Annotated in this window: 24 protein-coding genes; 12 read left to right on the top strand and 12 right to left on the bottom strand. The window is 72.1% G+C overall.

Going from position 1 to position 24701, the window contains the following annotated elements; translation table 11 throughout:
• Positions 1-27: 27 nt before the first annotated feature.
• Both I4Q55_RS40470 and I4Q55_RS50415 read right to left on the bottom strand, forming a co-directional pair.
• On the bottom strand, positions 28-1143 hold the full coding sequence (locus I4Q55_RS40470) for a carboxylesterase family protein (RefSeq protein WP_307793446.1): 1116 nt from the start codon (positions 1141-1143) through the stop codon (positions 28-30).
• A gap of 55 nt (positions 1144-1198) precedes the next feature.
• Positions 1199-1414, bottom strand: coding sequence for a carboxylesterase family protein (locus I4Q55_RS50415; RefSeq protein ID WP_307793445.1), 216 nt, complete (start codon positions 1412-1414; stop codon positions 1199-1201).
• A gap of 68 nt (positions 1415-1482) precedes the next feature.
• Between I4Q55_RS50415 and I4Q55_RS40465 the strand changes: the two genes are divergently transcribed.
• Positions 1483-3378, top strand: coding sequence for a Na+/H+ antiporter (locus I4Q55_RS40465; RefSeq protein ID WP_242547660.1), 1896 nt, complete (start codon positions 1483-1485; stop codon positions 3376-3378).
• A gap of 10 nt (positions 3379-3388) precedes the next feature.
• A complete protein-coding gene (locus I4Q55_RS40460) occupies positions 3389-4075 on the top strand; it encodes a histidine phosphatase family protein (RefSeq protein WP_206795874.1) in 687 nt (228 codons plus the stop codon).
• Here the strand turns inward: I4Q55_RS40460 and I4Q55_RS40455 are convergent.
• Complete coding sequence (locus I4Q55_RS40455; RefSeq protein WP_206795873.1) at positions 4059-4802, bottom strand: ABC transporter permease; 744 nt, start codon at positions 4800-4802, stop codon at positions 4059-4061. The genes I4Q55_RS40460 and I4Q55_RS40455 overlap by 17 nt on opposite strands.
• 17 nt (positions 4803-4819) lie before the next feature.
• A complete protein-coding gene (locus I4Q55_RS40450) occupies positions 4820-5278 on the bottom strand; it encodes an MmpS family transport accessory protein (protein WP_206795872.1) in 459 nt (152 codons plus the stop codon).
• A 177-nt stretch (positions 5279-5455) separates the two neighbouring features.
• On the opposite strand from I4Q55_RS40450, the gene I4Q55_RS49825 reads away from it, so the two are divergent.
• From I4Q55_RS49825 to I4Q55_RS40425, 4 genes are all read left to right on the top strand, one after another.
• Positions 5456-6535 (top strand): helix-turn-helix domain-containing protein, encoded by a 1080-nt coding sequence (locus I4Q55_RS49825; protein WP_307793444.1) that lies wholly within the window; start codon positions 5456-5458, stop codon positions 6533-6535.
• 153 nt (positions 6536-6688) lie between these two features.
• Positions 6689-7666: a LacI family DNA-binding transcriptional regulator gene (locus tag I4Q55_RS40435; RefSeq protein ID WP_206795871.1), complete on the top strand. Its 978-nt coding sequence runs from the start codon at positions 6689-6691 to the stop codon at positions 7664-7666.
• Positions 7667-8063: 397 nt separating this feature from the next.
• Positions 8064-8645 carry a DNA-binding protein gene (locus tag I4Q55_RS40430; protein WP_206795869.1) on the top strand — a complete coding sequence of 194 codons (582 nt, stop codon included), beginning with the start codon at positions 8064-8066 and terminating at the stop codon, positions 8643-8645.
• Positions 8646-8696: 51 nt separating this feature from the next.
• A complete protein-coding gene (locus I4Q55_RS40425) occupies positions 8697-9353 on the top strand; it encodes an RES family NAD+ phosphorylase (RefSeq protein WP_091315215.1) in 657 nt (218 codons plus the stop codon).
• Here the strand turns inward: I4Q55_RS40425 and I4Q55_RS40420 are convergent.
• The 3 genes from I4Q55_RS40420 to I4Q55_RS40410 are packed head-to-tail and all read right to left on the bottom strand — an operon-like array spanning position 9335 to position 12919.
• The gene (locus I4Q55_RS40420) at positions 9335-9985 is read right to left on the bottom strand and encodes an HAD family phosphatase (protein ID WP_206795868.1); all 651 of its coding nucleotides are present in this window, start codon (positions 9983-9985) and stop codon (positions 9335-9337) included. The genes I4Q55_RS40425 and I4Q55_RS40420 overlap by 19 nt on opposite strands.
• Positions 9967-11904, bottom strand: coding sequence for a S9 family peptidase (locus I4Q55_RS40415; protein ID WP_206795866.1), 1938 nt, complete (start codon positions 11902-11904; stop codon positions 9967-9969). Before I4Q55_RS40415 ends, I4Q55_RS40420 begins: the two co-directional genes overlap by 19 nt.
• Positions 11905-11956: 52 nt before the next feature.
• Positions 11957-12919 (bottom strand): TerC family protein, encoded by a 963-nt coding sequence (locus I4Q55_RS40410; protein ID WP_206795864.1) that lies wholly within the window; start codon positions 12917-12919, stop codon positions 11957-11959.
• Between the two features lie 305 nt (positions 12920-13224).
• On the opposite strand from I4Q55_RS40410, the gene I4Q55_RS40405 reads away from it, so the two are divergent.
• From I4Q55_RS40405 to I4Q55_RS40395, 3 genes are read left to right on the top strand one after another with little or no spacing between them, the layout of a single operon-like run.
• Positions 13225-16104 (top strand): alpha/beta fold hydrolase, encoded by a 2880-nt coding sequence (locus I4Q55_RS40405; protein WP_206795862.1) that lies wholly within the window; start codon positions 13225-13227, stop codon positions 16102-16104.
• The gene (locus tag I4Q55_RS40400) at positions 16101-17024 is read left to right on the top strand and encodes an ABC transporter permease (protein WP_206795860.1); all 924 of its coding nucleotides are present in this window, start codon (positions 16101-16103) and stop codon (positions 17022-17024) included. The genes I4Q55_RS40405 and I4Q55_RS40400 overlap by 4 nt, the downstream gene beginning before the upstream one ends.
• A 19-nt stretch (positions 17025-17043) precedes the next feature.
• On the top strand, positions 17044-17784 hold the full coding sequence (locus I4Q55_RS40395; RefSeq protein ID WP_206795858.1) for an enoyl-CoA hydratase/isomerase family protein: 741 nt from the start codon (positions 17044-17046) through the stop codon (positions 17782-17784).
• Here the strand turns inward: I4Q55_RS40395 and I4Q55_RS40390 are convergent.
• Positions 17781-18284: an SRPBCC family protein gene (locus I4Q55_RS40390; RefSeq protein WP_206795856.1), complete on the bottom strand. Its 504-nt coding sequence runs from the start codon at positions 18282-18284 to the stop codon at positions 17781-17783. The genes I4Q55_RS40395 and I4Q55_RS40390 overlap by 4 nt on opposite strands.
• Positions 18285-18530: 246 nt before the next feature.
• Between I4Q55_RS40390 and I4Q55_RS40385 the strand changes: the two genes are divergently transcribed.
• Together I4Q55_RS40385 and I4Q55_RS40380 are read left to right on the top strand one after the other, a co-directional pair.
• Entirely contained in the window at positions 18531-19916 is a 1386-nt protein-coding gene (locus I4Q55_RS40385) for a S28 family serine protease (RefSeq protein ID WP_206795855.1), read from the top strand.
• Positions 19917-19976: 60 nt separating this feature from the next.
• Positions 19977-20366 carry a VOC family protein gene (locus I4Q55_RS40380; RefSeq protein WP_206795854.1) on the top strand — a complete coding sequence of 130 codons (390 nt, stop codon included), beginning with the start codon at positions 19977-19979 and terminating at the stop codon, positions 20364-20366.
• 51 nt (positions 20367-20417) lie between these two features.
• On the opposite strand, the gene I4Q55_RS40375 is transcribed toward I4Q55_RS40380, so the two are convergent.
• From I4Q55_RS40375 to I4Q55_RS40360, 4 genes are read right to left on the bottom strand one after another with little or no spacing between them, the layout of a single operon-like run.
• Positions 20418-20816, bottom strand: a complete 399-nt coding sequence (locus I4Q55_RS40375) for a type II toxin-antitoxin system VapC family toxin (RefSeq protein WP_206795853.1) — start codon at positions 20814-20816, stop codon at positions 20418-20420.
• Positions 20813-21085, bottom strand: coding sequence for a type II toxin-antitoxin system VapB family antitoxin (locus I4Q55_RS40370; protein ID WP_206795852.1), 273 nt, complete (start codon positions 21083-21085; stop codon positions 20813-20815). The genes I4Q55_RS40375 and I4Q55_RS40370 overlap by 4 nt, the downstream gene beginning before the upstream one ends.
• Positions 21086-21133: 48 nt before the next feature.
• Positions 21134-23290 carry an excinuclease ABC subunit UvrB gene (uvrB, locus tag I4Q55_RS40365; protein WP_307793442.1) on the bottom strand — a complete coding sequence of 719 codons (2157 nt, stop codon included), beginning with the start codon at positions 23288-23290 and terminating at the stop codon, positions 21134-21136.
• A 46-nt stretch (positions 23291-23336) separates the two neighbouring features.
• The gene (locus I4Q55_RS40360) at positions 23337-23948 is read right to left on the bottom strand and encodes a carboxymuconolactone decarboxylase family protein (protein ID WP_206795851.1); all 612 of its coding nucleotides are present in this window, start codon (positions 23946-23948) and stop codon (positions 23337-23339) included.
• A 200-nt stretch (positions 23949-24148) separates the two neighbouring features.
• Here I4Q55_RS40360 and I4Q55_RS40355 point away from each other — a divergent pair, with 200 nt between their 5' ends.
• Positions 24149-24667: a DUF402 domain-containing protein gene (locus I4Q55_RS40355; protein WP_206795850.1), complete on the top strand. Its 519-nt coding sequence runs from the start codon at positions 24149-24151 to the stop codon at positions 24665-24667.
• Positions 24668-24701: the final 34 nt, after the last annotated feature.

The raw sequence follows: 24701 nt of genomic DNA, 5'->3' as shown, positions 1-24701 counted from the left end.
GCCGGGGCGGTCTCGCGCCGCCCCGGCTCAGTCCCAGAGGAGGCGCTGCTCGCGGTCCGGGTCGCTGACGGTGGTCGAGACGTCGTCGAAGATCCGCGTGACGCGGTCTTGCGGGCGGTAACGGGGCCAGCCCGGGTCGCCTGTTGTGACGAACCGGACCCAGGCGTCGAACATCTCCGTCGCCACCGCCTGCATCCGCTCGGCCGGGAACGGGCGGCCGGCGAAGAGGAACCGCCAGTTGCGGTTGCGGATGTCGTCGAACACCAGGGGCAGGTCGAGCCCGTGTGCCGCGCCCAGGCCGCGGCCGCGCGGGGCGATCCGCCAGTCCAGGCGGTACATCCAGGCAGCCGGCTGCCGTTCGGCGAACCGGATGGCCGGGATCCACCAGTCCCCCGCCGTCAGCGCGCGGTTGCGGACCTGGTCCGCGGGCCAGTCGAGCAGCTCGGTGTAGGCCGCGACGGCCTTTTCGACCTGCTCGGGGGACAGCACGGTCGAGCCGACGCCCAGCAGCTTCGCGCCGCCCGACTGCAGCCAGCTGAACAGGTCCTCCTCGTCCGCCGTCGTCCCGATCAGCAGCGGGACGTCGCGCACGCCGTCCGGCGGCCGGTGCGGGAGCAGCTCGTCGCCGACCACCACGCGGTAGGTCACCTTGGTGCCCGACGCGGCCGAAACCCGTTGCTGCGCCTGGAGGATCCGCGGCACCGGGAGCGTCGCCAGCTCGTCCGGCGAGACGTCCAGTTCCGTCAGGACGGCTTCGGCCACGGCCGCGCCTTCGGCCGGCGTGTGGACGACCGAGCCCACGCCGGTGCCGCTCTGCACGATCGCCTGGTGGACGAGCCCGCGGGTGGCCGGCACGGCCAGCAGCGTCCCGACCGTGCGGCCGCCGTTGGACTGCCCGGCCAGCGTGACGCGGCCGGGGTCGCCACCGAAGGCCCCGATGTTGTCCCGTACCCATTCGAGGGCGGCGACCTGGTCGCGCAGGGACAGGTTCGAGTCGGCGACGCCGGGCAGGTGCAGCATCCCGAGCACGCCGAGCCGGTAGGCGACGGTCACGACGACCACGCCCCGCCGCGCGTACGCGGAGGCGTCGAACTGGTGCGGCGCGCCCAGCACGCCACCGCCGCCGTGGATCCACACCAGCACGGGGTACGAGCCGGGGCGCGCGGGCGCGTAGACGTTCAGGAAGAGGCAGTCTTCGTCACCGGTGAAGCCGCGCCCCGGTCAGCTCGGGCTGCGGCGCGCGGGGCGCCCACTTCGTCGCGTCGCGTTCACCGGCCCAGTGCGGCACCGGCTGGGGCGCGCGGAACCGCAGCTCCCCCACCGGGGGCGCGGCGTACGGCACGCCGAGGAACGTCCTGACCCCGTCCCGTGCGGACCCGCGCAGGGCGCCGGCCGCGATCTCCACCGTCGTCACGTGCTCAGCCTAGGGACCTGCCCCGGACGACGGCCCGGCCCGATGACGCCCGCCACGGCACCCGGGTGATGATTACCCCCGTGCACGTAGCGACAGAGATAGTGGCGCTGGTCGTGACCGTTCTCGTCGTCAGCGCGGTGGCGCGGCGGCTGGACTGGTCCGCCCCGCTGTGCCTGATCGTCGTCGGCGTCGCCGCGTCCTACGTCCCCGGCGTGCCCGAGTACCACCTCGATCCCGAGGTCGTGCTGCTCGGCCTGCTGCCCCCGCTGCTGTACTCCGCGGCCATCCAGACGTCGCTCGTCGACTTCCGGAAGAACCGGGGCGCGATCGGGCTGATGTCGGTCGGGCTCGTCGTCTTCACCGCGCTCGGCGTCGGCGTGGTCGCCTGGGCGGTGATCCCCGGGCTGCCGCTGGCCGGCGGCATCGCGCTCGGCGCGATCGTCGCGCCGCCGGACGCGGTCGCCGCCAGCGTCGTCGCCCGGCGGGTCGGGATGCCCCGGAAGCTGATCCGGCTGCTGGAGGGCGAGAGCCTCTTCAACGACGCCGCCGCGCTGGTCGCCCTCCGCACGGCCATCGCCGCGCTGGCCGGGTCGGTCAGCCTGTGGCAGGTCGGCGCCGACTTCTTCCGCGCGGCCATCGGCGGGGCCGTGGTCGGGCTGGTCGTCGGGTTCGCGGCCGCCTTCGTCCGCGCCCGGATGACCGAGCCGGTGCTCGACACCGCGCTGTCGTTCGCCGTGCCCTTCATCGCCTACCTCCCGGCCGAGGCGATCCACGGCTCCGGCGTGCTCGCGGTCGTCATCGCCGGGCTCATCCTCGGGCACAAGGCGCCGCAGATCCTGTCCGGCTCCACCCGGCTGGCGTCCCGGCTGAACTGGCAGACCATCCAGTTCCTGCTGGAGAACATGGTCTTCCTGCTGATCGGCCTGCAGCTGCGGCGGATCCTCGCCGAGGTCGGCGAGAGCGGGCTGTCGCTGCTCACGCTCACCTGGATCTGCGTCGCCGTGCTCGGCGCGACCATCCTCACCCGGATGCTGTGGCTGGCCGGGATCGGCACCGTGAAGCGCGTGAAACGGCGTCTGCTGCCGAAGCGGAAGCAGCCGAAGATCTGGCCATGGCGCTATTCGGCGGTGATCTCCTGGGCGGGTATGCGCGGGGTGGTGACGCTCGCGGCCGCGTTCGTGCTGCCCGCGGACACCCCGCAGCGCGCGGTGCTGGTGCTCGCCGCGTTCGTCGTCGTGGCCGGCACCCTGGCGGTGCAGGGCATGACGCTGCCGCCGCTGATCCGGCGGCTGCGCCTGCCGCGGCCGGACCCCGCGGAGGACGCGCTGCAGGAGGCGGCCGTCCTGCACGACATGACCCGCGCCGCGCTGGCCAAGCTGGAGGAGATCCGGCAGCCCGACGACCCGCCGGAGATCATCCAGCGCCTGCGTGACCGCCTGCAGCACCGCGCCGACTCGGCGTGGGAGCAGCTCGGCAGGCAGAGCGCGCTGGCCGAGACCCCGAGCGACGCCTACCGCCGGCTGCGGCTGGAGCTCCTCGAGGTCGAGCGCGAGCAGTTCCTCAAGGCCCGCGCCGGCGGCAGCGCCGACGACGACGTCCTGCGCCGCGTCCTGGAACGCCTCGACATCGAGGAGTCCATGCTCGACCGCGACGAGGCCGAGCCGGACATCGAGGGCCGCGAGCTGCGCACCCCGGCCGCGACGGCGGGGTCGTGCAAGCACCTGGCCCACGAGTGGGTCGAGAAGGAGCCCAGCTCGGCCGACAGCTGCGCCGCCTGCCTCGCCGAGGGCACCACGTGGGTGCACCTGCGGATGTGCCTGAAGTGCGGCAACGTCGCCTGCTGCGACTCCTCGCCGCGCCGCCACGCGACCCAGCACTTCCACGAATCCCGCCACCCGGTCATGCGCAGCTACGAGCCGGGCGAGACGTGGCGATGGTGTTTCGTGGACAAGCAACTCGGCTAGGGTCGGGGCCATGAGCACGCCCGAGCAGGAGATCGAATACCGCCAATACCGCTTCAGCCCGCCCCCGGGTGCGACGGAGATCTTCCTGGTCCGGCACGGCGAGTCCGCTCCGGCCCGCGGCGACGCGCCCTTCGACCTCGTCGACGGCCAGGCCGACCCGGACCTCGCCCCGGAGGGCCGCGACCACGCCCAGCGCGTCGGCGTCCGGCTCGCCGGGGAGCGGATCGACGCGATCTACGTGACGACGCTGCGCCGCACGGCGCAGACCGCCGCGCCGCTGGCGGAGAAGCTCGGGCTGACCCCGGTCGTCGAGCCGGACCTGCGGGAGATCCACCTCGGCGAGTGGGAAAACGGCCTGTTCCGGAAGTACACGGCCGACGGCCACCCGATCGTCGACCGGCTGTGGGCCGAGCAGCGCTGGGACGTCATCCCGGGCGCGGAGTCCGACGAGCGGTTCGGCGCCCGGCTGCGCGGCGCCTTGACGCGGATCGCGGCCGCGCACCCCGACCAGCGGGTCGCGGTGTTCACCCACGGCGGCGTGATCGGCGAGGTGTTCGCCCAGGCCAGCCGCGCGGTCGAGCGGTTCGCGTTCCTCGGCGCCGACAACGGCTCGATCTCGCACCTCGTGCTGCACGGCGACAACTGGATCGTGCGGCGCTACAACGACACCGCCCACCTGGCTACTCCGCTCGGCTGAGCTTCCCGGCCGCGACGAGCTGCACGGTCACCAGGATCGAGACGGCTTGCGCGGCCAGCAGCCCGATCAGCACGAGCACCTGCGTCAGCCCGGCCTGGATCGGACCCGCGCCGCCCAGCAGCACGCCGACGTACGCGCCGGGGAGCGTCACCAGGCCGACCGTGCGGGTCTGGTCGAGCGCCGGGATGAGCGCGTGCCCGGCGCTCGGGCGGCAGATCTCGAGCGCGGCCGGCCGGGGCAGGAAACCGAGGGCGAGCGCGGCTTCGTACTCACCGTGCCGGGACTTCAGCTCGTCGAGTGCGCGGCGGGCGGCCTGCGACGTCGCGGTCATGGCGCCGCCGATCACGATGCCGGCGATCGGCACGACGGCGATCGGCTCCGGCGGGACGACTCGGGCGCCGAGGACGAGGCCGAGCACGGGCGCGACGCCGGCGGCGATGGCCAGCGCCGTCCAGGGGAGGTTCCTGCGGGTGCCGGCGCGCCGTGCCGACGTCACGGCGGCGATCCCGAACATCAGCAGCACGAACAGGCCGGTCAACGGCATCGAGCGCAGGACGGCGGTGATCACCAGCGAAACGGCGGCGAGCTGGGCGACCGCGCGGACGGCGGCGACCAGCACCGCGCGTCCGTCGCCGAGGCCACCGGCCTTGACGACGACCGCGCCGGCGACGGCGAGGAGGACGAGGACGCCCACCAGGGCGGGCCCGAAGGTGATCGCGGCGTTCACGCCGTCGATCCTGCCGTTCAGACGGCGCAGCTGAAGAGGCGCCCCGGCTCGGTCTCGGTCTTCTCGGCGACGACGACACCGTCGACGACGATCCGGCAGCGGAGCGCGCCGGGACCGGGGTTGCGGGCGGCGATGCTGTAGAACTCGGTGCGGCCGTCGGGGCCGACCCGGGTGAACCGCGCGGACCACGGCGTCGAGACTTCGGCGTGCTGGGTCAGCGCCGACCCCGCGGCGGCGTAGGTGACGTTGCGGGCACCGTGCGCGCCGAGCAGTTCGTAGACGACGCTGTGGCTCACCGTGCGGACGGCGACGGGGGCGACCGGCGCGGCGGCGGGCTCTTCCTTGACGGGGCCGCGCCCGGACCGCGGCACGACGTAGGCGGCCACCGCGAAGGCGGCGGCGAGCACGCCGAGGACGACGACGAAGCTGCCGGCCGACCGAGCCCGTTCGGCGCGGATCGCGGTGGGAACACCCATGGAGAGGTCTTCTCTCGTCGCGCGCACTTCCGTCGAGTGCGTCGATCTATATCTCGCCGTGACCTAACGGCGCGTTAGCCGCTCTACGCAGGAAGTTCGACATTCACCCGGACGGGTGGCCGTCGGCCGCCGGGTTCTTGTTCGGTTTTTGTCGGTGCCGAGAGGGATGATCGGGGTGTGTACGAAGAGGCGGCACCACCCCGGCGGCTGAGCGGCGTGGCGCGGTGCGTGTGGCGATCGGCTTCGGAGGGCCCGAAGCGGATCGTCCCGGACGGCTGCGTGGACCTGGTCCGCGGCGAAGGCGCGGTGTTCGTGGCCGGACCGGACACCGCGGCGTGGTCATCGGTGACCAGGCCGGGCGAGGTGCTGAGCGGAGTGCGGCTCATCCCGGGCCTCGCGGCGGCGGTCCTGGGCGTCGCGGCGGACGAGGTGCGGGATCGGCGCGTGCCGCTGGCGGAGCTGTGGGGGCGGTGTTCGGCGGAGCGGCTGGCGGAGGGCGAGGTTTCACTGGCGGAGGAGGTGGCCGAGCGGCTGTCGGAGGCACCACCGCCGGACGAGGTGGAGGTGGCGGTCGCGGAGCTGATAGCCCGGTTGGACAAGGGGGCGGCCCGCGTCGGTGACGCGGCGGGCAGCGCCACCACATCCGGCGGGGCCCCACCCAGCGCCGCCGCATCCGGCGGGGCCACGTTCGGTGAGGCCGCGTTCGGTGAGGCCGCGTTCGGTGAGGCCGCGTTCGGCAGGGCAGCGTTCGGCGGGCCCGCACTCGGCGGAGCAGCGTTCAGCGCCACCACATCCGGCGGGCCCGCATTCGGCGAGGCCGCATTCGGCGCACCCACGTCCGGCAGGGCAGCGTTCGGCGGAGCAGCGTTCAGCGCCACCACATCCGGCGGGCCCGCATTCGGCGAGGCCGCGTTCGGCGCAGCCACGTCCGGCAGAGCAGCGTTCAGCGCCACCACATCCGGCGGGGCCGCATCCGGCGGCTCCGGCCCGGTGGATCTCGTGGCGGCCCGGGTCGAAGACCCCGCCCTGCCGGGTGCGGTGAGCGAGCGGCGGCTGCGGCGGCGGTTCGTCCAAGCCGTCGGGTACGGGCCGGCCACCTACCTCCGCGTCAGCCGGTTCCAGCGGGCCGTCGCGCTGGCTCCCCGTGCCCCGAACCTCGCCGCGCTGGCCGCCGCCGCGGGGTATGCCGATCAAGCGCACCTCAGCCGGGACTGCCGGGCGCTGACCGGGCTCACGCCGCGCGCCTACTTCCGCTGAACCTCCACTGTGGACGTTGCGCTGCGTGATCGACTCCGTTCGGCGTAACCCCTGCGAACAACCGGAAGTGGCTGTTCACCCAAAAAGGTAAGCGGACGGTAAACCACCACCAGGAGCGCTATCCTCCCCTCGACGAGTGATCAGGGAGGGCGTGTGGCCACCATCAGCGACGTCGCGGCGAGAGCCGGGGTCTCCACGGCGACCGTGTCGCGCGCGCTCAACGGCAAGTCCACTGTGGACCCCGCGCTGGCCGCGCGGGTGCAGGAGGCCGCAGCCGAGCTCGGGTATCACCCGAACGGGTTGGCCCGGAACCTCCGGCGTCAGGAAACCGCCGTCCTCGCGCTGATCATCTCCGACGTCGAAAACCCGTTCTTCACGGCCATCGCGCGGGGCGTCGAAGATCTCGCGCAGCGGTCCGGCTACTCGGTGGTGCTCTGCAACTCCGACGAGAACGAGGACAAGGAACGTCGCTACATCGAGGTGGCGCTGCAGGAGCGGGTCGCCGGGGTGGTGCTGTCGCCCACCGGCCGGTCGACGAACGTCGAGGGCCTGCGGCGCCAGGGCACGCCGCTGGTGGCGGTCGACCGGCCGCTGCAGGCGGCGGAGGGCGACCAGGTACTGGTCGACACGCGCCACGCGGCGGCCGAAGCGACGCGGCACCTGCTCGCCGGCGGCTACCGGCGCGTCGGCTGCCTCACCGGCCCCGCGAAGGTCCGCACGGCCGAAGACCGCCTGGCGGGGTACGCCGACGTCGTCGGCGAGGAGAACGTCCTGTTCCGGCGGTCGGAGTACCGCGCCGAGGGCGCCCGGCTGGCGGCGTTGGACCTGCTCGACGAGCCGTCGCCGCCGGACGCGCTGCTGGTCGCGAACAGCACGATGGCGATCGGAGTGCTGGAGGCCCTGTCGGCCCGAGGCCTGCGCCCGGGCCGCGACGTGGGCATCGTTTCGTTCGACGACGCACCGTGGACGACCTTGATCGACCCGCCCCTGACGGTGGTCGCCCAGCCGGCGTACGAAGTCGGCCGGGTGGCGGCCCAGCTTTTGCTGGCCCGCATTTCGGACAGCACCCGCGACGCGACCACGACGACGCTGGAGGCCCGGTTGATCGTGCGGAAGAGTTCGCGCCGCTGACACCGGGCGGCTGCGCGGAGGCGTGGTTCGCGTACCCACAAGGGTCGGCCCACCGAACGAGCGGCGAGCGACGTGCCCGGGGGCCGGCTCGTGCCGGGCCCCCCAGGCACGCCCCACCCCCTGTGTCCCCCACCGCCGGCGCCGCAGCGCCGGGGGTCCGTGAGCACGGAGCGGAAATCGTTTACTCATCCCGGAACCTAGGTTCCCCGTCCCGCAGTGTCAAGCCGGACCGAGACTGGACAAGCTCGCCCGTTCCAGGGAAACTGACCGGAAGTTGCCTACTCAACGTGTTGGATGATGTGCCCTGAGTGTCGATCTCTGGTGAATTCACCCACAGACAGGGCAAGAAAGCGCACGAACCCGCACATCCGCGCTGTTTCGGGTTAACCTGAGGCACATGTCTGTAGCGCTGGAGAACATCCTCGCCAAGGCGGGCCTGAAGGTCGATGCGAACGAGTTCCTGACACTCGTCGAAGACGCGGCGCGCAGACTGTCCCCACCGAATCCGGATCCCTCGCACTACTTCTCCGCCGACCAGCGGGCCGCGCTCGCCGACGTCGGCCTCGATCTCTCGCCACGCAAAGAAGGCGAACCCGACTTCAGAGCGCGCACCGTGGCCGCGCACGCCGTGCTCGCCGAAGGCGCGCTGAGCGTCAACGAGGCGGCCAAGGCCCTCGGGGTCGACGACAGCCGGATCCGGCACCGCCTCAAGGAAGGGCGGCTGACCGGCTGGAAGGACGGCGGGTGGCGGCTCCCCGCCTGGCAGTTCGCCGGCTCGGGCGTGCTGCCCGGCCTCGAAGTCGTCCTCAAAGCCCTGCCCGACGACCAGCCCGCGCTCGTCGTCGCCGCCTTCATGAGCACTCCGCAGGCCGATCTCGTCATCAACGACCAGCCCGCGACGCCGCGCCAGTGGCTCCTCTCCGGTGGTGATCCGGACCACGTCGCCCGCCTCATCGCCACGCTCGGTACTCCGCTCTAGGCTGGACCCTCCCGAGCAAGATCACCGACAAGGACGGACCACCCCCGACCCATGGCCCGGCTCCCGCTGCCGCCCGCCCGATCCGTCCTGGTCCGGCAGCTGAACCGCGCCGACGACGTGGTGACGGTCCAGCCCGCGACCAGGCTCGTGCGGATCTTCACCGCGCACGGCAGACACCCCCAGCAGTGGAACTCGTTCCGCTACACCGGCCCGCTCCCGCACGGCCGGTTCGACCAGCAGACGCCCGGCCGCGGCGGCGCGCCGGTCACCGATCCCGCGAACGGCGTCCTGTACTTCGGCCTCACCGTGCGCACCTCCGTGGCCGAGGTCTTCCAGACCAGCTCGACGGTCGACCGCCGCACCCGCGGTCCCCGGCTGGTCGTCGTCCGCCCGACGCGCACGCTGCGCCTGCTCGACCTGACCGGCCTCTGGCCGACCCGCGTGGGCGCGTCGCAGGAGATCTCCAGCGGGCCGAAGAAGCTGACGCAGGCGTGGGCCCGCGCGATCCGCGGCGCGTTCAGCGACCTCGACGGCCTCTGGTACCGCTCGTCGATGGACTCCGGCGACCCCGCGATCTGCCTGTGGGACCCGCCGGCGGGCGCCGCGCTGCCCATCGCGCCGGACGTGCTGCTGCCGCTGGACCACCCGGGCCTCGACGTCCCGCTGGGCCGGGTCTGCGAAGAGCTGAACTACACGCTGCTGAACTGAGCCGCGAGCACCGGGACGACCCCCCGCAGGTCCGGGCCGTCGACGACGTGGGTCGCGACGGCACGCGCGGCCGGGGTCGCGTTGAAGCCGATGCTCGTGCCGACGGCGGCGAAGAGCGGCAGATCGGACCGGCTGTCCCCGACCGCGGCGCACCGCTCCGGCGCGAAGCCCTGTGACAGCGCGAAGTCACGCTTGCCGTACTCGTCCAGGTGCTCGGCGACCCGGCCGGTGTAGCGCCCGCCGACGGCTTCGGGCACCGGGCCGCAATAGGCGGCGAACCCGAACCGGCCGGCGAGCAGGCGGCCCACCGGCGTCCACGCGAGCGTGGTCAGGATGGGGCGCAGGCCGTGGTCGCGGCACCACGCGACCGTCTCGGCGATCCCGTCGACCAGCGGCAACGTCGCCAGCCGGGCCAGCACCTCCGCCTCGGTGTGCCCCGCCCAGCCGCGGGCGTCGATGACCGACGCCTCCTGGTTCGTCATCAGGCCCGCGACGTACGCCTCCTCGGCCGCGACGAGCTCGGCCTCGTGGCCCAGCGCCGCCGCCACCCACGCGCACGAGCTGGTGCCCGGGACGAGGGTGCCGTCGACGTCGAAGCAGACCAGGCCGCGCGTCACAGGTGCCGGGACCACCACTCGAGGACCGCTTCGAAGCGCTGGACGCGGTGCCGCGGCCGCCCCGAGCGGCTCAGCTCGTGGCCCTCGCCCGGGAACACCAGCATCTCCGCCGGCGCGCCCGCGCGGCGCAGGGCCACGAACATCCGCTCCGCCTGCTCCAGCGGGCAACGCCAGTCCTGCTCCGAATGCACCACCGCGAACGGGATCTTGATCTGGGAAGCGTACGAAAGCGGCGAACGGTCCCGCTGCACCTCCGGCGACGAGCCGATGTACGCGTCGACGAAGAAGTAGCCGATGTCCGAACTGCCGACCATCGAGTCCCACGCGTTGACCGCGCGCTCGCTCCACGCCGCCTTGAAGCGCTCGCCGTGGTGGGCCGCCAGCCAGCTCGTCATGAAGCCGCCGTACGAGCCGCCCATGATGCCGACGCGGGCGGGGTCCAGGTCCGGCCGCTCCAGCGCCTTGTCCAGCAGCGCCAGGACGTCGTCGACGTCGACCGTGCCGAAGCCGTGCGTGATCGCGTGGCCGTGCGCCTGCCCGTAGCCCGCCGACCCGCGCGGGTTGCCGACCACCACCGCGTAGCCCGCCGACGCGTACACCTGCGCCTCGTCGAACAGCGCCCACTCCTGCTGGGCGAACGGGCCGCCGTGCACCACGCGCAGCACCGGGTGCGGGCCTTCGCCCTCGGGCAGCACCAGCCAGCCGTGCACCGGGTAGCCGTCCGGGGCGGTCGTCTCCAGCTCGATCATCGGCCGGATGCCCTTGTCCCGCAACGGCTTCGAGAAGTCGGTCAGCACCCGCGGCGCGCCGTCGCCCAGCAGCACGACCTCGCCCGAGGTCGACGGCGTCGCGATCACCGCCGCCAGTACCGAACCGGCCAGCGTGAACGACCGGACCACGGCCTGCTCCGCGTAGACCACCGCGAGGTCGGCCAGCGGGACCTCGACGGCTTCGACGGCGACCGCGCGCAGTTCGACCGCGCCGCGGTTGCGGACGGCCACCAGGACGTCGTCCCCGCGCGGGGCCGGCGGGCCCGCCGTGGCTTCGCAGTCCACCGTCTCGGCGTCGGTGAGCCGCCGGGCCTTCACCGGGCCGGCGCCGAACGCGGGCGTGGCCGCGTACAGCCCGGTGGGCGCGGCTTCGTGGTGCTCCGCGAAGGACTGTCCGAAGTAGAACAGCGTGCCGTCGGGGCCGAACGCGGGCCGCTCCGAGAGACCTTCGCCGCGCACGACGACCTCGGGCGCGCCACCCTCGGCGGGGATCGCGCAGATGTCGCGGGCGTCGGTTTCGACCGCGCCCCAGTCCGGCGGTGCGGTGAAGACCACGCGCGTGCCGTCCGGCGTCCACACCGGGTGGGCCGCGTCGAACCCGTCGCCGGTCAGCGGCTCGGGGTCGCCCGGTTCGAGGGTGTCGACGACGAACAGCCGCTGCATGCGGTCGCGCAGGAAGCCGACGTCGTCGATCCGGTAGTCCATGCGCGTGATCCGGCGCGGCGCTTCGGCGGCCGGCTCCGGCGTCTCGCCGTCGGCGTCCGGCGTGCCGTAGCGGCCGGCCTCGGGCACGCGGGCGGTGAACGCGATCCGCCGCGAGTCCGGTGCCCACACCGGCTCGCCTGCCCCGAGGGGCAGCGACGTCAGCCGGCGGGCCTCCCCGCCGTCCGCGGGCATCACGTGCAGCTGCGGGCTGCCCTCGGCACCCGTGCCCTCCCCCGCGCGGAGGAGGGCCACCCAGCGCCCGTCCGGCGAAATCGCCGGGGCCGAGTCGCGCGGACCGTGGGTCCACGCGGCGTCGCCGCCGTCGAGCGCCACGCGCCGCACCGCGCCGTGCGCGGCGTTCGCCTTCAGATCCGGTCTCTTCAGGGCTGTGAGCAGCAGGTTCCCGCGCAGGGCGGGACGACCGGGGACGACGAGGGCTTCGATGTCGGCAGGACGCACGTCCCGACCGTACCCGAAGTCCTTAGCGGTGCGAACGAGTTTCGGGGAGGACCTACGCGGCGACCTGTTTGCGCTCGTCGCGCCGGGCCTTGGCCAGGCTGACCGCCGTGGTCACGGCGAGCACGGTGACGATCACGCCGAGGGACACCCAGTTGTTGATGTCCAGCCAGTCCGGCACCACGTGGTACTCGTGCAACGCGTGCAGGAACAGCTTCGCCCCGATGAAGGCGAGGATGATCGCGAGGCCGTAGCTCAGGTAGACGAGCTTCGTCACCAGGCCGCCGAGCAGGAAGTACAGCTGCCGCAGACCCATCAGCGCGAAGGCGTTGGCCGTGAAGACCAGGAACGCCTCCTGCGTGATGCCGAAGATCGCCGGGATCGAGTCGACCGCGAACAGCAGGTCGGCCGAGCCGATGGCCACGATCACCAGCAGCATCGGCGTGATCATCCGCTTGCCGTTCAGCTTCACCGTGTACTTGTGGCCGTGGTAGTCGTCGGTCACCGGGAAGAACCGGCGGACCTGCCGGGTGACGGCGTTCTCGTGGTACTCCTCTTCCTCGCCCTTGCTGCGGAGCATGCTGATCGCCGTCCAGATCAGGACGGCCCCGAACAGGAAGAACACCCAGACGAACTGCGCGATCAGCGCGGCGCCGATGGCGATGAACACGCTCCGCATGGCGAGCGCGAGCAGGATGCCGACCAGCAGCACGCGGTGCTGGTGGATGGCGGGCACCTTGAAGGAGCTCATGATGATCATGAAGATGAACAGGTTGTCGACGCTCAGCGAGTACTCGGTGATGTACCCGGTGAAGAACTCGACGCCCGGGTCGTGCCCGGCGAAGATCCACACGCCGATGCCGAAGACGATCGCGCACGAGATGTAGAAGATGACCCAGCGAGCCGCTTCCCCCGTGGTCACTTCGTGCGGCTTGCGATCGACGATGACCAGGTCCAGCGCGATCAGCGCGAGCAGGCCACCGATCGTGGCGATCCACAGCCACAGGGGGACAGTCATGGAACTCGAACCTCCGGATAGTGCGCAGCAGCAACTAACCGGAGGTCTCTTCCGCCGGTGGAACCACCGGCCGACGGTGCCGGGGGCGCGAGGGCCACCGTGCTGACGACACCGCCGCGAAGGAATACTCCCCTCACAGCTGGTTCAGTTTGCCGGTTGCCCCCGGCCGAGCGCCAGCCGGGGTTGCCCACGTCACCGGGTTGGTCGTGTAATTCCGGTCACTTCGGTCCGCCAGGCGGTCCCTGGCGTGTGATCGACGTGAGCCGGTGAGGACACTCTCAGGAAACTTCACATACGGTCACCTCGTGCCCCGACTCCCGCTCCCGCGCACCCGCCGAGCCCGGCTCACGTCGCTCGGCGCCGTCGTGGCGGTGCTCGCCGCCGCGACCGTCCTCTGGGCGACGCGCGACACGGCCCCGCCCGCCGTGCCCACCCAGGACGCCCTGCTCGACATGCCTGCCGCGCCCGGCTCGGCCGAGCAGGTCAAGATCGACACGACCACTTACCTCCCGGCGACCGTGCCCGCGCCCGCGGTGCTGCTCGCGCACGGCTTCGGCGGGGACAAGAACAGCGTCGCCGACGAAGCCCTTCCGCGCGAGCTCGCGCGGAAGGGCTTCGTCGTGATGACGTGGTCCGCGCGCGGTTTCGGCAAGAGCACCGGCAAGATCGGGCTCAACGACCCGGACGGCGAGGTCGCCGACGCGAGCCGCCTGATCGACCGGCTCGTCGCGCAGCACCAGGTGACCCTCGACGCGAAGGGCGACCCGAAGGTCGCCGTCACCGGTGCCTCCTACGGTGGCGCGCTGGCGCTGCTGCTGGCCGGCACCGACAAGCGCGTCGACGCGATCGCGCCGGTGATCACCTACAACGACCTCGCCCAGGGCCTGATCCCGAACGCGGCGACGCCCGCGTCCGCCGGCCCGGGCACCCCGGCCGCCGGGGCCTTCGCGACCGACGGCGTCTTCAAGAAGAGCTGGGCCGGCATCTTCTTCTCGGCCGGCTCGGGTGCCGCGGCGAGCGGTTCGCCCTCCGCCGAAGCACCGGAAGCCGGGCAGGAGACCGACACGGGCTCGACCGGTGCCGCGGGCACCGCCGCCGGTGCGGCGGCCGCTCTGCCCGCCGGGCCACCCGGCGGGAACGGCCCGCGCGGCGGGCCGGCCGACCCGTGCGGCCGGTTCACCGCCGCGGTCTGCCGCGCCTACACCGAGCTCGGCACCACCGGGCAGGCGAGCCAGGCGAGCGTCGACCTGCTGCGCCGCGTCTCCCCCGCTTCCGTGACGGACAAGATCACCGTGCCGACGCTGCTGGTGCAGGGCGAGAGCGACACGCTGTTCGGCCTCGACCAGTCCGACGCGAACGCCCGGCAGATCACCGCGGCCGGCGGCAAGGTCAGGACGATCTGGTACACCGGCGGCCACGACGGCGGCAAGCCCGGCCCGCAGCTGCGCGCCAAGATCGCCGACTTCCTGTGGACGGCGCTGGACGGCGGCGACCCGGGCACCGGCTTCAGCTACGACGTCCAGGGCACGTTGCGCGCCAACGGGACGCCGTCGGTCCGCACGGTCAACGCCCCCGCCTACCCCGGGTTGACCGGGCCGGCCACCGAGCGGCGGCTGCTGGCGCTGAACGGGCCCGCGCAGCCGGTCGTGCGCCCGGCGGGGGCGAACCCGGCGGCGGTGAGCGGCATCCCGGGCCTCAACGGTGTCGCGAGCAGCTCGTCGCGGCTGGGCGCGCTGTTCAGCAACGACCCGCCCGGCCAGGCCGCGCAGTTCACCACGGCCCCGGTCGACAGCCAGGTCGTCGTCAGCGGCTCGGCCACCGTGCGGCTCCAGGTCGCCGCGGACCCGGCGCACCCGCAGCCGGACGCGGTGCTGTTCGCCAAGCTCTACGACGTCGGGCAGGACGGCTCGCGCGTGCTGCCGGCCAACGCCATCGCGCCGTTCCGGGTGAGCGGGCTGCCCGCCGACGGCACCCCGGTCGACGTCACCGTGACGCTGCCCGGCATCGTCCGCCCGATCGAGGGCGGCCACTCGCTGCGGCTGGTGGTCGGCACCACCGACCAGGGGTACGCCGCGCCGGCCGCGCCCGCGGTGTTCCGGATCGGGCTCGCCGCCGGCGGCACCGGGCTGGCGGTGCCGATCGTGCCGGGCAGGTCCGTCGGCTCGCCCGCCCCGGTCGGGCAGCTGGCAGGCATCGGCGTCACGCTGGCGATCGGCCTCGCCGCGGTGTTCTTCGCGGCGCTGCGCCGCCGTCGCGCCACCGACGTCGACCCGGAGCTCGCCACCACCCCGCTGGTCATCGAAGGGCTGCGCAAGCAGTACGCGGGCGGGTTCGTCGCGGTGAAGGAGCTGTCGTTCCGCGTCGAGCCGGGCCAGGTGCTCGGCCTGCTCGGGCCGAACGGCGCCGGCAAGACGACCACGCTGCGGATGCTGATGGGCCTGATCACGCCGACCGCGGGCAGCATCCGCGTGTTCGGGCACAAGATCACCCCGGGTGCGCCGGTGCTCTCGCGCATCGGCTCGTTCGTCGAAGGCTCCGGCTTCCTGCCGCACCTGTCCGGCCGGGAGAACCTCGAGCTGTACTGGGCGTCGACCGGACGGCCCGCCGAGAAGGCGCACTTCGCGGAGGCCCTGGAGATCGCCGGGCTCGGCAACGCGGTCGAACGGCGGGTGCGAACCTACAGCCAGGGCATGCGGCAGCGGCTGGCGATCGCCCAGGCGATGCTCGGCCTGCCGGAGCTCATGGTGCTCGACGAACCGACCAACGGGCTCGACCCGCCCCAGATCCACCAGATGCGCGAGGTGCTGAAGCGGTACGCCGCGACCGGCCGCACCGTGGTGGTGTCCAGCCACCTGCTGGCCGAGGTCGAGCAGACCTGCACGCACGTCGTGGTCATGCACCGCGGCTCGCTGGTCGCCGCGGGCGAGGTCGGCGAGCTGGCCGCGGCCGGCGGCGAGGCGACGTTCCGGGTCGACGACCCGGCCGTGGCCGCGGCGGCGCTCAAGGCGCTCAGCGGCGTCACCGACGTCGACGTCGACGGCGACCTCGTGCACGCGAACCTCGGCGAACTGCCGCGGGCCGAAGGCGTGGCCGCGCTGGTCCGCGCCGGCGTGGCGGTGGAGCAGGCCGGGCCGAGGCGCCGGCTGGAAGACGCGTTCCTGCAACTGGTCGGAGAGGGATCATGAGCGAGGGTGTCCACACCGACCCGCATGCGCTAGACGAGCTGAGCGACGTCGCTTCGGCCGAACACGCGGGCGTCGGGCCGGACGGCGCGGTCGAGGGCTACTCGGCGCGGCGGACGCTGCGGCTCGGTGTCGAGCTGCGCCGCCAGCTCAAGCGGCGGCGCACGCAGTTCCTGCTCGGGTTCGTCGCGCTGCTGCCGTTCATCCTGGTGATCGCGTTCCAGCTCGGGCAGTCGAGCCCGAACCGGCGCAGCGGCGGGTTCGTCGACCTGGCGACGGCGTCCGCGCCGAACTTCGTCGTGCTGGCGCTGTTCGTGTCGGGGACGTTCCTGCTGCCGATGATCGTCGCGTTGTTCTTCGGCGACACGATCGCGAGCGAGGCGTCGTGGTCGAGCCTGAAGTACCTGCTGGCCGTGCCGGTGCCGCGGCAGCGGGTGCTGCGGCAGAAGGCGATCGTGTCCGGGCTGCTGTCGGCGTTCGCGCTCGTGCTGCTGCCCTTGGTGTCGCTCGGCGTCGGGGTGCTCTGGTACGGCGCGGGCGCCGCGATCAGCCCGACCGGTGACGCGGTGTCCTTCGGCGACAGCCTGCTGGCCATCGCGCTGTCCACTGTGTACATCATCCTGCAGCTGGCGTGGGTGGCCGGCCTGGCGCTCGCGCTGAGCGTGGTGACCGACGCCCCGCTCGGCGCGGTCGGCGGCGCGGTGCTGGTGGCGATCGTGTCGCAGATCCTGGACCAGATCACGGCGCTGGAGGGCCTGCGCAACTACCTGCCGACGCACTACGCGTTCTCCTGGATGGACCTGATCTCGACCGACGTCGACTGGACCAACCTGGCGAGCGGCATGCTGTCGGCGGCGATCTACGGGACGGTGTTCTTCCTCTTCGCCGGACGGCGGTTCGCGCGGAAGGACATCACCAGCTGAACCCGGTACGGTCGGGCTCGTGCCGATCACCCTGGACAGCCACCGCGACGTCGCCGTGCTCCGGATCGACCACGGCCGGGGCAGCACCCTCGACACGGACTCGTGCCGGGAGCTGGTGCGGCGGGTCGAGGACGCCGAGCAGGCCCGCGCCGTGGTGCTCACCGGGACCGGCGGCATCTTCTGCGCGGGCGTCGACCTCAAGCGGATCGACGAAGGCGGCGCCTCGTACGTGTCCGAGTTCCTGCCGCTGCTGTCGGACGCGCTGCTGGCGGTGTTCGGCTGCCCGCGCCCGGTGGTCGCCGCGCTGAACGGGCACGCCATCGCCGGCGGCGCGGTGCTCGCCGCGGCCTGCGACCACCGGGTGCTGGGCGCCGGCACGATCGGCGTGACCGAGCTGCTCGTCGGGCTGCCGTTCCCGTTGGCCGCGCTGGAGATCCTGCGCTGTGCCTACGGGACCACTCGGCTGCCTTCACTCACCTACACGGGTGAAACCTGGGGCGGCGAGGAAGCCTTGGCCCGCGAGCTGGTCGACGAGGTGGCTCCCGCGGCGGAGGTGCTCGAGCGGGCCGTCGCCGTCGCGACCCGGCTCGGCGACCTGCCCGCCGAGCCGTTCGCCCACACCAAGGCCCAGCTGCGCCAGCCCTTCCACGAGCGGATCGCCGAGTACCGCCACTCCGACGACCCGCGGGTGGAGCGGATGTGGCGCTCGGCCGAGGCGCTCGCCGCCGTCAAGTCCTATGTGGGCAAGGTACTCCGCTAGGCGGCGTGCACGCCGCTCTCGGCCAGCTCCTTGATGCCCTCGACCGTCTTCTGCATGTTGGCCTGCAGCTCGCCGAGCCGCATCGCGACGATCTCCTCTTCGTGCTCGGGCATCGAGCCGATGATCGTCGTGAGGTTCGACGGGCCGGGGCCGATCTGGGCCCACTGGCGCAGGATCGTGCCGTCGCCGTCCGGGACGAGCTCGAAGCGCCACGACGCGGCCGGGTTCGTCACGTCCATCACGGCCCACGCGAACAGCCGCTCGGGCTCGTAGCCGGTGACGGTCGAGACCGTCTCCCACTCCCCGGCGACCGGGTGGGAGTTGCGGCCGCGGAACTGCGCGCCGAGGCCGGGCTCGGCGCCGTCGACCCAGCCGCCGCCCTGGAACTCGGTGGAGAACCGGGCCGGCAGGTCGATGTCCAGCAGCCAGGACCAGACCTCCGCCGGTGCCGCGGCGATGCGGACCTCGACCTGGGTCGTCGGGCAGTCGGAAACCTTCATGGCGGACCCCTCGCTCGATGCCAGTGCCTACGGATTCGGACCGTACGTGGCGCCGATCACGCGGACAACTCGCACAATGCCCGCGGCTGCGCACGCCGGAGGACGCGGCGCCACCCGCCGAAAGTCGGATCCTGACCGATTCTGCGCCCGGACAGCCGATTGCCGACCCGGGCCGGTTCTGTGAAGGTCCCACCGAGGGTTTGGGTCGGGTTTGGGTCGGGGTTCGCTGAGCCGGGAGGGTGCTCGATGCGCAGACTTTTCACCGCGGGTGCGGTCCTGCTCGCGCTGGCCGGCCTGGCGCCGGCGGCCGCGGCGGCACCCGACATCAAGGCGGAACTGCAGCGGATCCCGGGGCTGACGATCGTTTCCGAGGACGCGGCGCCGGCCGGGTTCCGGTTCTTCAAGCTGACCTACACCCAGCCCGCCGACCACCGGCGCCCCGAGGCCGGCACCTTCCAGCAGCGGTTCACCTTGCTGCACCGCGACTTCGCCGCCCCGACGGTCGCCTTCACGAGCGGCTACAACGTCAGCGGCTCGCCGAACCGCTCGGAGCCGACGCAGATCGTCGACGGCAACCAGCTGTCGATGGAGTACCGCTACTTCACGCCGTCCCGGCCGGAGCCGGAGAACTGGGCGAAGCAGCTGACGATCTGGCAGGCGGCGGCCGACGAGCACCGCGCGGTGCGGGCGTTCAAGGCGATCTACCCGGGCAAGTGGCTGGCCACGGGCGGCAGCAAAGGCGGCATGACCGCGACCTACTTCCGCCGTTTCTTCCCCGGCGACGTCGACGCGACGATCCCGTACGTCGCCCCCAACGACGTCATCGACGCGGTCGACGGCTACAACCGGTTCCTGTCCCGCGTGGGCGACGACCCGGCGTGCCGCGCCGCACTGAAAGCGATCCAGCGAGACGCGCTGAAGCGGCGTGACGAGCTGGGGGCGATCGCCGCGGCGGACGCGGCGAAGCGCGGGCTGACGTTCTCGATCGTCGGGTCGGCCGACAAGTCCCTCGAGATCTCGGTGATCGACTCGTACTTCGCGTTCTGGCAGTACCAGAAGCAGGCGGACTGCGCGACGGTGCCGGCGCCGGGCGCGCCCGCGGCGGAGGTCTACGCCTGGTACGAGAAGGTGGAGAGCCTCAACACGTACTCCGACCAGGACCTGGCGCCGTACATCCCGTACTACTACCAGGCGGCGGCGCAGCTGGGCTCACCCGAGGCGTACGACGGCTACCTCCGGGACCTGTTGCGCTACCCGGGCACCAACCAGCCGAAGACGTTCGTGCCGGCGTCGATCCGCATACCGCGCTTCGACTACCCGGCGATGCCGGACATCGACTTCTGGGTGAAGTCCCGCGGCACCCGGCTGTTGTTCGTGTACGGCTCGAACGACCCGTGGAGCGCGGAGCCGTTCGAGCTGGGCCACGGCAGCCGCGATTCGTACCGCTACTACGTCCAGGGCGGCAACCACTACGCGAGGATCGCCCAGCTGGCCCCGTCCGACGCGGCGGCGGCCACGGCGACGATCCGGCGCTGGGCCGGCCTGCCGCCGACGTCGTCCTTGGCCGCACGCTCGGCTCCCGCGGGCTTCCCGGACTTCGACGCGGACTTGACGCCGCGCGCACGGCTGTAACTTTTCTCAGGCCGGGCGTACTCTCACGGCACCCTGACGGCCCGGCCTGAGGAGGCAAGGATGCCTCGTCCCGTCCACTTCGAGATCCACGCGGGTGACCCCGAACGCGCGGTGGCGTTCTACACGGCGGTGTTCGGCTGGAAGTTCGAGCGCTGGGGCGACGTCCCCTACTGGATGATCACCACCGGCGAAGGCGCCGGAATCGACGGCGGGCTCCTCCCCCGCCAGGGCCCGGCGCCCGAGTCCTCGGCCCCGATCCACGGTTTCGTCAACACGATCGACGTGGCGGACCTGGACAAGGCATTGGGCGACGTCAACCGGGCGGGCGGAACGCTGGCCCTGCCGAAGAACCCGGTCCCGGGCGTGGGCTGGCTGGCGTACTGCAAGGACACCGAGGGCAACGTGTTCGGCATGCTCCAGCCGGACGAGAACGCCCCGGCCCCGGAGTGAGCGCACCGGCTTCGGGGGCCCTGTGGCAGCAGCCCGCGACCGTTTCGATGTTCACCGTTTCAGCTCGACCAGCTCGAGATCAGTCTGCGGGAAGTCGTCGCCGATGCACAGCAACGGTTCATGCGCGAGCTTGGCCGTGGCGTAGCTGTAGCAGTCGCCCATGTTGAGCTTGGCAGGATGGCGGCCTTTGCCGTACTGGCTGAACGCGTCGATCGCGGCCTCCGCGTGCTTCTCGGTGAAGGGGACGGTTTTGATCTCGTTGTCCTGCAGGAACCTGGCGAGCACCAACCGGCCCCGTCCACCCAGCTTCGCGGTGAGAACGACACCCACCTCGACCAGGGTCGGCGCCCCGATCTTGACCTCGTTCGCCTCGGCAAGACGTTCCTCCAGGAGTTCGTGGTCCGGCTCCCGACGGAGGATCGCCACGATGGCCGAGCTGTCGATGATCACACGCCCTCCGGCCCGAACCCGAGGATGTCTTCCCACTCCTCCTTGGAGATCGGTTTCCCGAGCTCGTCAGGTGGAATCAACGGCCAGATCTCCTCTTCCAGCACCCGCCGCATCCGCTTCAGCCGTTGCTCGGCGCTCTCCTGCTTCTTCAGCTGCTCCCGGCGCAGCCGGAGCGCCTCGCGGACGGCACCGGTCTTGGTGTCGCCCGTCAGCTCGGCGACCTCGGCGGCCAGGCGCTCGGTCTCCGGATCCTTGATGTTCATCGCCATGGTGTAAATATACAGCTCACGGTGTAATACTCGACCGGGTCGGCAAGGTCACTTGATGCCGGCCGCGTCCATGCCCCTCAGCTCCTTCTTCAGGTCCGAGATCTCGTCGCGCAGCCGGGCCGCCAGCTCGAACTGCAGGTCGCGCGCCGCCTGCATCATCTGATCGGTCATCTGCTGGATCAGGTCCGCCAGCTGGGCCCGCGGCATCGCCGAGACGTCCTTGTCGACCAGCATCCCCGAGCTGCGCACCCGATCACCCTGCTCGGGCTTCTTGCCCCGGGACGAGTTGCGGCCCGAACCGCCCACCGAGACCTGCTCCGTGTCCTCGGCCTCGCTGTAGACCCGGTCGAGGATGTCCGCGATCTTCTTCCGCAGCGGCTGGGGGTCGACGCCGCGCTCTTCGTTGTAGGCGACCTGCTTCGCGCGGCGGCGGTCCGTCTCGTCGATCGCGTGCTGCATCGACTCGGTGATCTTGTCCGCGTACATGTGGACCTCGCCCGACACGTTTCGCGCCGCGCGGCCGATCGTCTGGATCAGCGACGTCCCGCTCCGGAGGAAGCCCTCCTTGTCCGCGTCGAGGATCGCCACCAGCGACACCTCCGGCAGGTCGAGACCCTCGCGCAGCAGGTTGATGCCGACCAGCACGTCGAAGTCGCCCGCCCGCAGCTGCCGCAGCAGCTCGACGCGCCGCAGCGTGTCGACCTCCGAGTGCAGGTAGCGCACCCGGATGCCCAGCTCCAGCAGGTAGTCGGTGAGGTCCTCGGCCATCTTCTTCGTCAACGTCGTGACCAGGACGCGCTCGTCCTTGTCCGCGCGCTCGCGGATCTCGTGGACCAGGTCGTCGATCTGGCCCTCGGTGGGCTTCACGACCACCTTCGGGTCGACCAGGCCGGTCGGGCGGATCACCTGTTCGACGAACTCGCCGCCCGCCTGGCCCATCTCGTAGGGCCCCGGCGTCGCCGAGAGGTACACCGTCTGCCCGATCCGGTCGGAGAACTCCTCCCAGGTCAGCGGCCGGTTGTCCACCGCGCTCGGCAGGCGGAAGCCGTACTCGACCAGGTTCCGCTTCCGCGACATGTCGCCTTCGTACATGCCGCCGATCTGCGGGACGGTCTGGTGCGACTCGTCGATCACCAGCAGGAAGTCGTCCGGGAAGTAGTCGATCAGCGTCGCCGGCGCCGAGCCGGGCCCGCGGCCGTCGATGTGCCGCGAGTAGTTCTCGATGCCGGAGCAGAAGCCGACCTGGCGCATCATCTCGATGTCGTAGGCCGTGCGCATCCGCAGCCGCTGCGCCTCCAGCAGCTTGCCTTGGCGCTCCAGCTCGGCGAGCCGCTCCTCGAGCTCCTTCTCGATGCCCTGGATGGCCTTTTCCATCCGCTCCGGACCGGCGACGTAGTGCGTGGCCGGGAAGATCCGGACCTCGTCGACCTCCTTGACGATGTCGCCGGTCAGCGGGTGCAGGTAGTAGAGCTTCTCGACCTCGTCGCCGAAGAACTCCACGCGGATCGCGAGCTCCTCGTACGCCGGGATGATCTCGACCGTGTCGCCGCGCGCGCGGAACGTGCCGCGGGCGAAGGCGATGTCGTTGCGCGTGTACTGGACATCGACCAGCGCCCGCAGGAAGACGTCGCGGTCGAGCTGCATGCCGACCTCGAGCTTGCTCGAGCGGTCCAGGTACGACTGGGGCGTGCCCAGGCCGTAGATGCAGGAGACACTGGCGACCACGATGACGTCCCGCCGCGAGAGCAGGTTCATCGTCGCCGAGTGCCGCAGCCGCTCGACGTCGTCGTTGATCGACGAGTCCTTCTCGATGTAGGTGTCCGTCTGCGCGATGTACGCCTCGGGCTGGTAGTAGTCGTAGTAGCTGACGAAGTACTCCACCGCGTTGTGCGGGAAGAGCTCGCGCAGCTCGTTGGCCAGCTGCGCGGCCAGCGTCTTGTTCGGCGCCATCACCAGCGTCGGCCGCTGGACGCGCTCGATCAGCCACGCGGTGGTGGCCGACTTGCCGGTGCCGGTGGCGCCCAGGAGCACGATGTCCTTCTCGCCCGCCTTGACCCGGCGTTCGAGCTCGTCGATGGCCGCCGGCTGGTCACCGGCGGGCTGGTAGTCACTGATCACCTCGAACCGGCCGCCGGTCCGCGGGATCTCCGAAACGGGCCGGAAGTCGGACTGGGCGAGGACGGGGTGTTCGGTTGCGAAAGCCACGTCGACCAGAGTAGGCCGCCCCACCGACAATTTCCGTCGGCCCTGGTCAGCGCGCTCGGAAGACCGTGATCGACGTGACATCGGCGCCGTCGACGGCGCAGTGCAGGACCGCGCCGGGAACGGGGTCGTCGCCGAAGCACGAGACGAGCACCCGGTCCGGGCCGGTCGCCTGGACCTCGGTGCGCGGGAACGCGGCCAGCACCTCGGCCACCTCGCCGTCCGCCGCCGCCAGGTGCGCGAGGACGACTTCGCGCGGCGACGGCGGGGGCGGGATCGGCAGGTCGTGGCCTTCGAAGAGGCGGTTCAGCTGGTCGGCGGCGGAAACCGCGCGCGGGAAGCCCGCGAAGGCCGCGGTCTGGACGACGACTTCGCAGACCTCGGCGGGTGCCAGCCCGGCGGCGAGGCCGGTCCGGAGGTGGACGCTCAGCGGCGGCCCGGCCATCCCGGCGGCGACGATCGCGGCGAGCGTGGCGGCTTCGCGGGTGCGGGCGTCGAGGGCCGGGCGTTCGTGGAGGTGGCCGTAGACGGTGCCGACGGCCAGCTCGCCCAGCGCCGGGACAGTCGCGAAGAGGGCGTCGAGGCGGGCTTCACCGCCGTCGACGAGCCCGGCGAAGGTTTCGCGGCCCCGGTCGTGGAGGTGGGCCATCGGGTCGGTCATGGTGCGCTCCTCAACAGCCGCAGCCGCATCCCCAGGCGTCGTGTGGTTTCCCGCTGAAGGGACCAGGATAGGGATCGCGGCAGCAGAATCGGCAGGTGCGGCGCACCCGGGGGTACCGACGTCCGGCGCGCCTTAGCCCGAACGCGTGACGGCCGTGGCGTGAGTACGCGTTTCGCAACCGGCCCGGCAGGATGACCGGCATGGCCGCACTGCACCCCCCGAAGGTCGAGGTCTTCGACCCCGCCGCGCGCTCGAACACCGACCCGAAGGGCATCCGGCGGGAGGTCGAGGAGTTCCGGCAGGAGCCGTTCGGCCTCTACCTCGCCCGCCCGACACCGGGGCGCGCGCAGTTCCACTACCTCGAGTCGTGGCTGCTGCCCGGGCTCGGCCTGCGCCTCACCGACTTCTGGTTCTCCCCCGGCCACGAACGCGACCAGGACTTCTACCTCGACGTCGTCCGCGTCCACCGCGACGGCCCGCGCTGGGTCGCCACCGACCTCTACGTCGACATCGTGCTCAAGGACAAGCTCTCCCTGCGGGTGATCGACACCGACGAGCTCCTGGCGGCCCTCGAAGCGGGCCTGGTCACCGCCGGAGACGCCGAGTTCGCGCTGAAAACCACCTACACCGCCGTCGAAGGGCTGGCCGCGCACGGCTACGACCTCACCGCCTGGCTCGCCACCCTCGGCATCGCCCTGACCTGGCGGCGCCACCCCTGACCCCGGCGACGCCGGGGCCGCACGTAGGGTGCGG

It is taken from the genome of Amycolatopsis sp. MtRt-6, assembly GCF_017308975.1.
Lineage (GTDB): Bacteria > Actinomycetota > Actinomycetes > Mycobacteriales > Pseudonocardiaceae > Amycolatopsis.
The sequence above is the reverse complement of the archived record's forward strand: the minus strand, read 5'-3'. Positions and strand labels throughout refer to the sequence as shown.

Bases quoted from the DNA above. Each gene is read 5' to 3' on its own strand.
- I4Q55_RS40465 (WP_242547660.1), top strand. From the start codon at position 1,483: ATGATTACCCCCGTGCACGTAGCGACAGAGATAGTGGCGCTGGTCGTG.
- I4Q55_RS40460 (WP_206795874.1), top strand. From the start codon at position 3,389: ATGAGCACGCCCGAGCAGGAGATCGAATACCGCCAATACCGCTTCAGC.
- I4Q55_RS40450 (WP_206795872.1), bottom strand. From the start codon at position 5,278: ATGGGTGTTCCCACCGCGATCCGCGCCGAACGGGCTCGGTCGGCCGGC.
- I4Q55_RS40430 (WP_206795869.1), top strand. From the start codon at position 8,064: ATGTCTGTAGCGCTGGAGAACATCCTCGCCAAGGCGGGCCTGAAGGTC.
- I4Q55_RS40425 (WP_091315215.1), top strand. From the start codon at position 8,697: ATGGCCCGGCTCCCGCTGCCGCCCGCCCGATCCGTCCTGGTCCGGCAG.
- I4Q55_RS40410 (WP_206795864.1), bottom strand. From the start codon at position 12,919: ATGACTGTCCCCCTGTGGCTGTGGATCGCCACGATCGGTGGCCTGCTC.
- I4Q55_RS40400 (WP_206795860.1), top strand. From the start codon at position 16,101: ATGAGCGAGGGTGTCCACACCGACCCGCATGCGCTAGACGAGCTGAGC.
- I4Q55_RS40390 (WP_206795856.1), bottom strand. From the start codon at position 18,284: ATGAAGGTTTCCGACTGCCCGACGACCCAGGTCGAGGTCCGCATCGCC.
- I4Q55_RS40385 (WP_206795855.1), top strand. From the start codon at position 18,531: ATGCGCAGACTTTTCACCGCGGGTGCGGTCCTGCTCGCGCTGGCCGGC.
- I4Q55_RS40380 (WP_206795854.1), top strand. From the start codon at position 19,977: ATGCCTCGTCCCGTCCACTTCGAGATCCACGCGGGTGACCCCGAACGC.
- I4Q55_RS40370 (WP_206795852.1), bottom strand. From the start codon at position 21,085: ATGGCGATGAACATCAAGGATCCGGAGACCGAGCGCCTGGCCGCCGAG.
- I4Q55_RS40360 (WP_206795851.1), bottom strand. From the start codon at position 23,948: ATGACCGACCCGATGGCCCACCTCCACGACCGGGGCCGCGAAACCTTC.
- I4Q55_RS40355 (WP_206795850.1), top strand. From the start codon at position 24,149: ATGGCCGCACTGCACCCCCCGAAGGTCGAGGTCTTCGACCCCGCCGCG.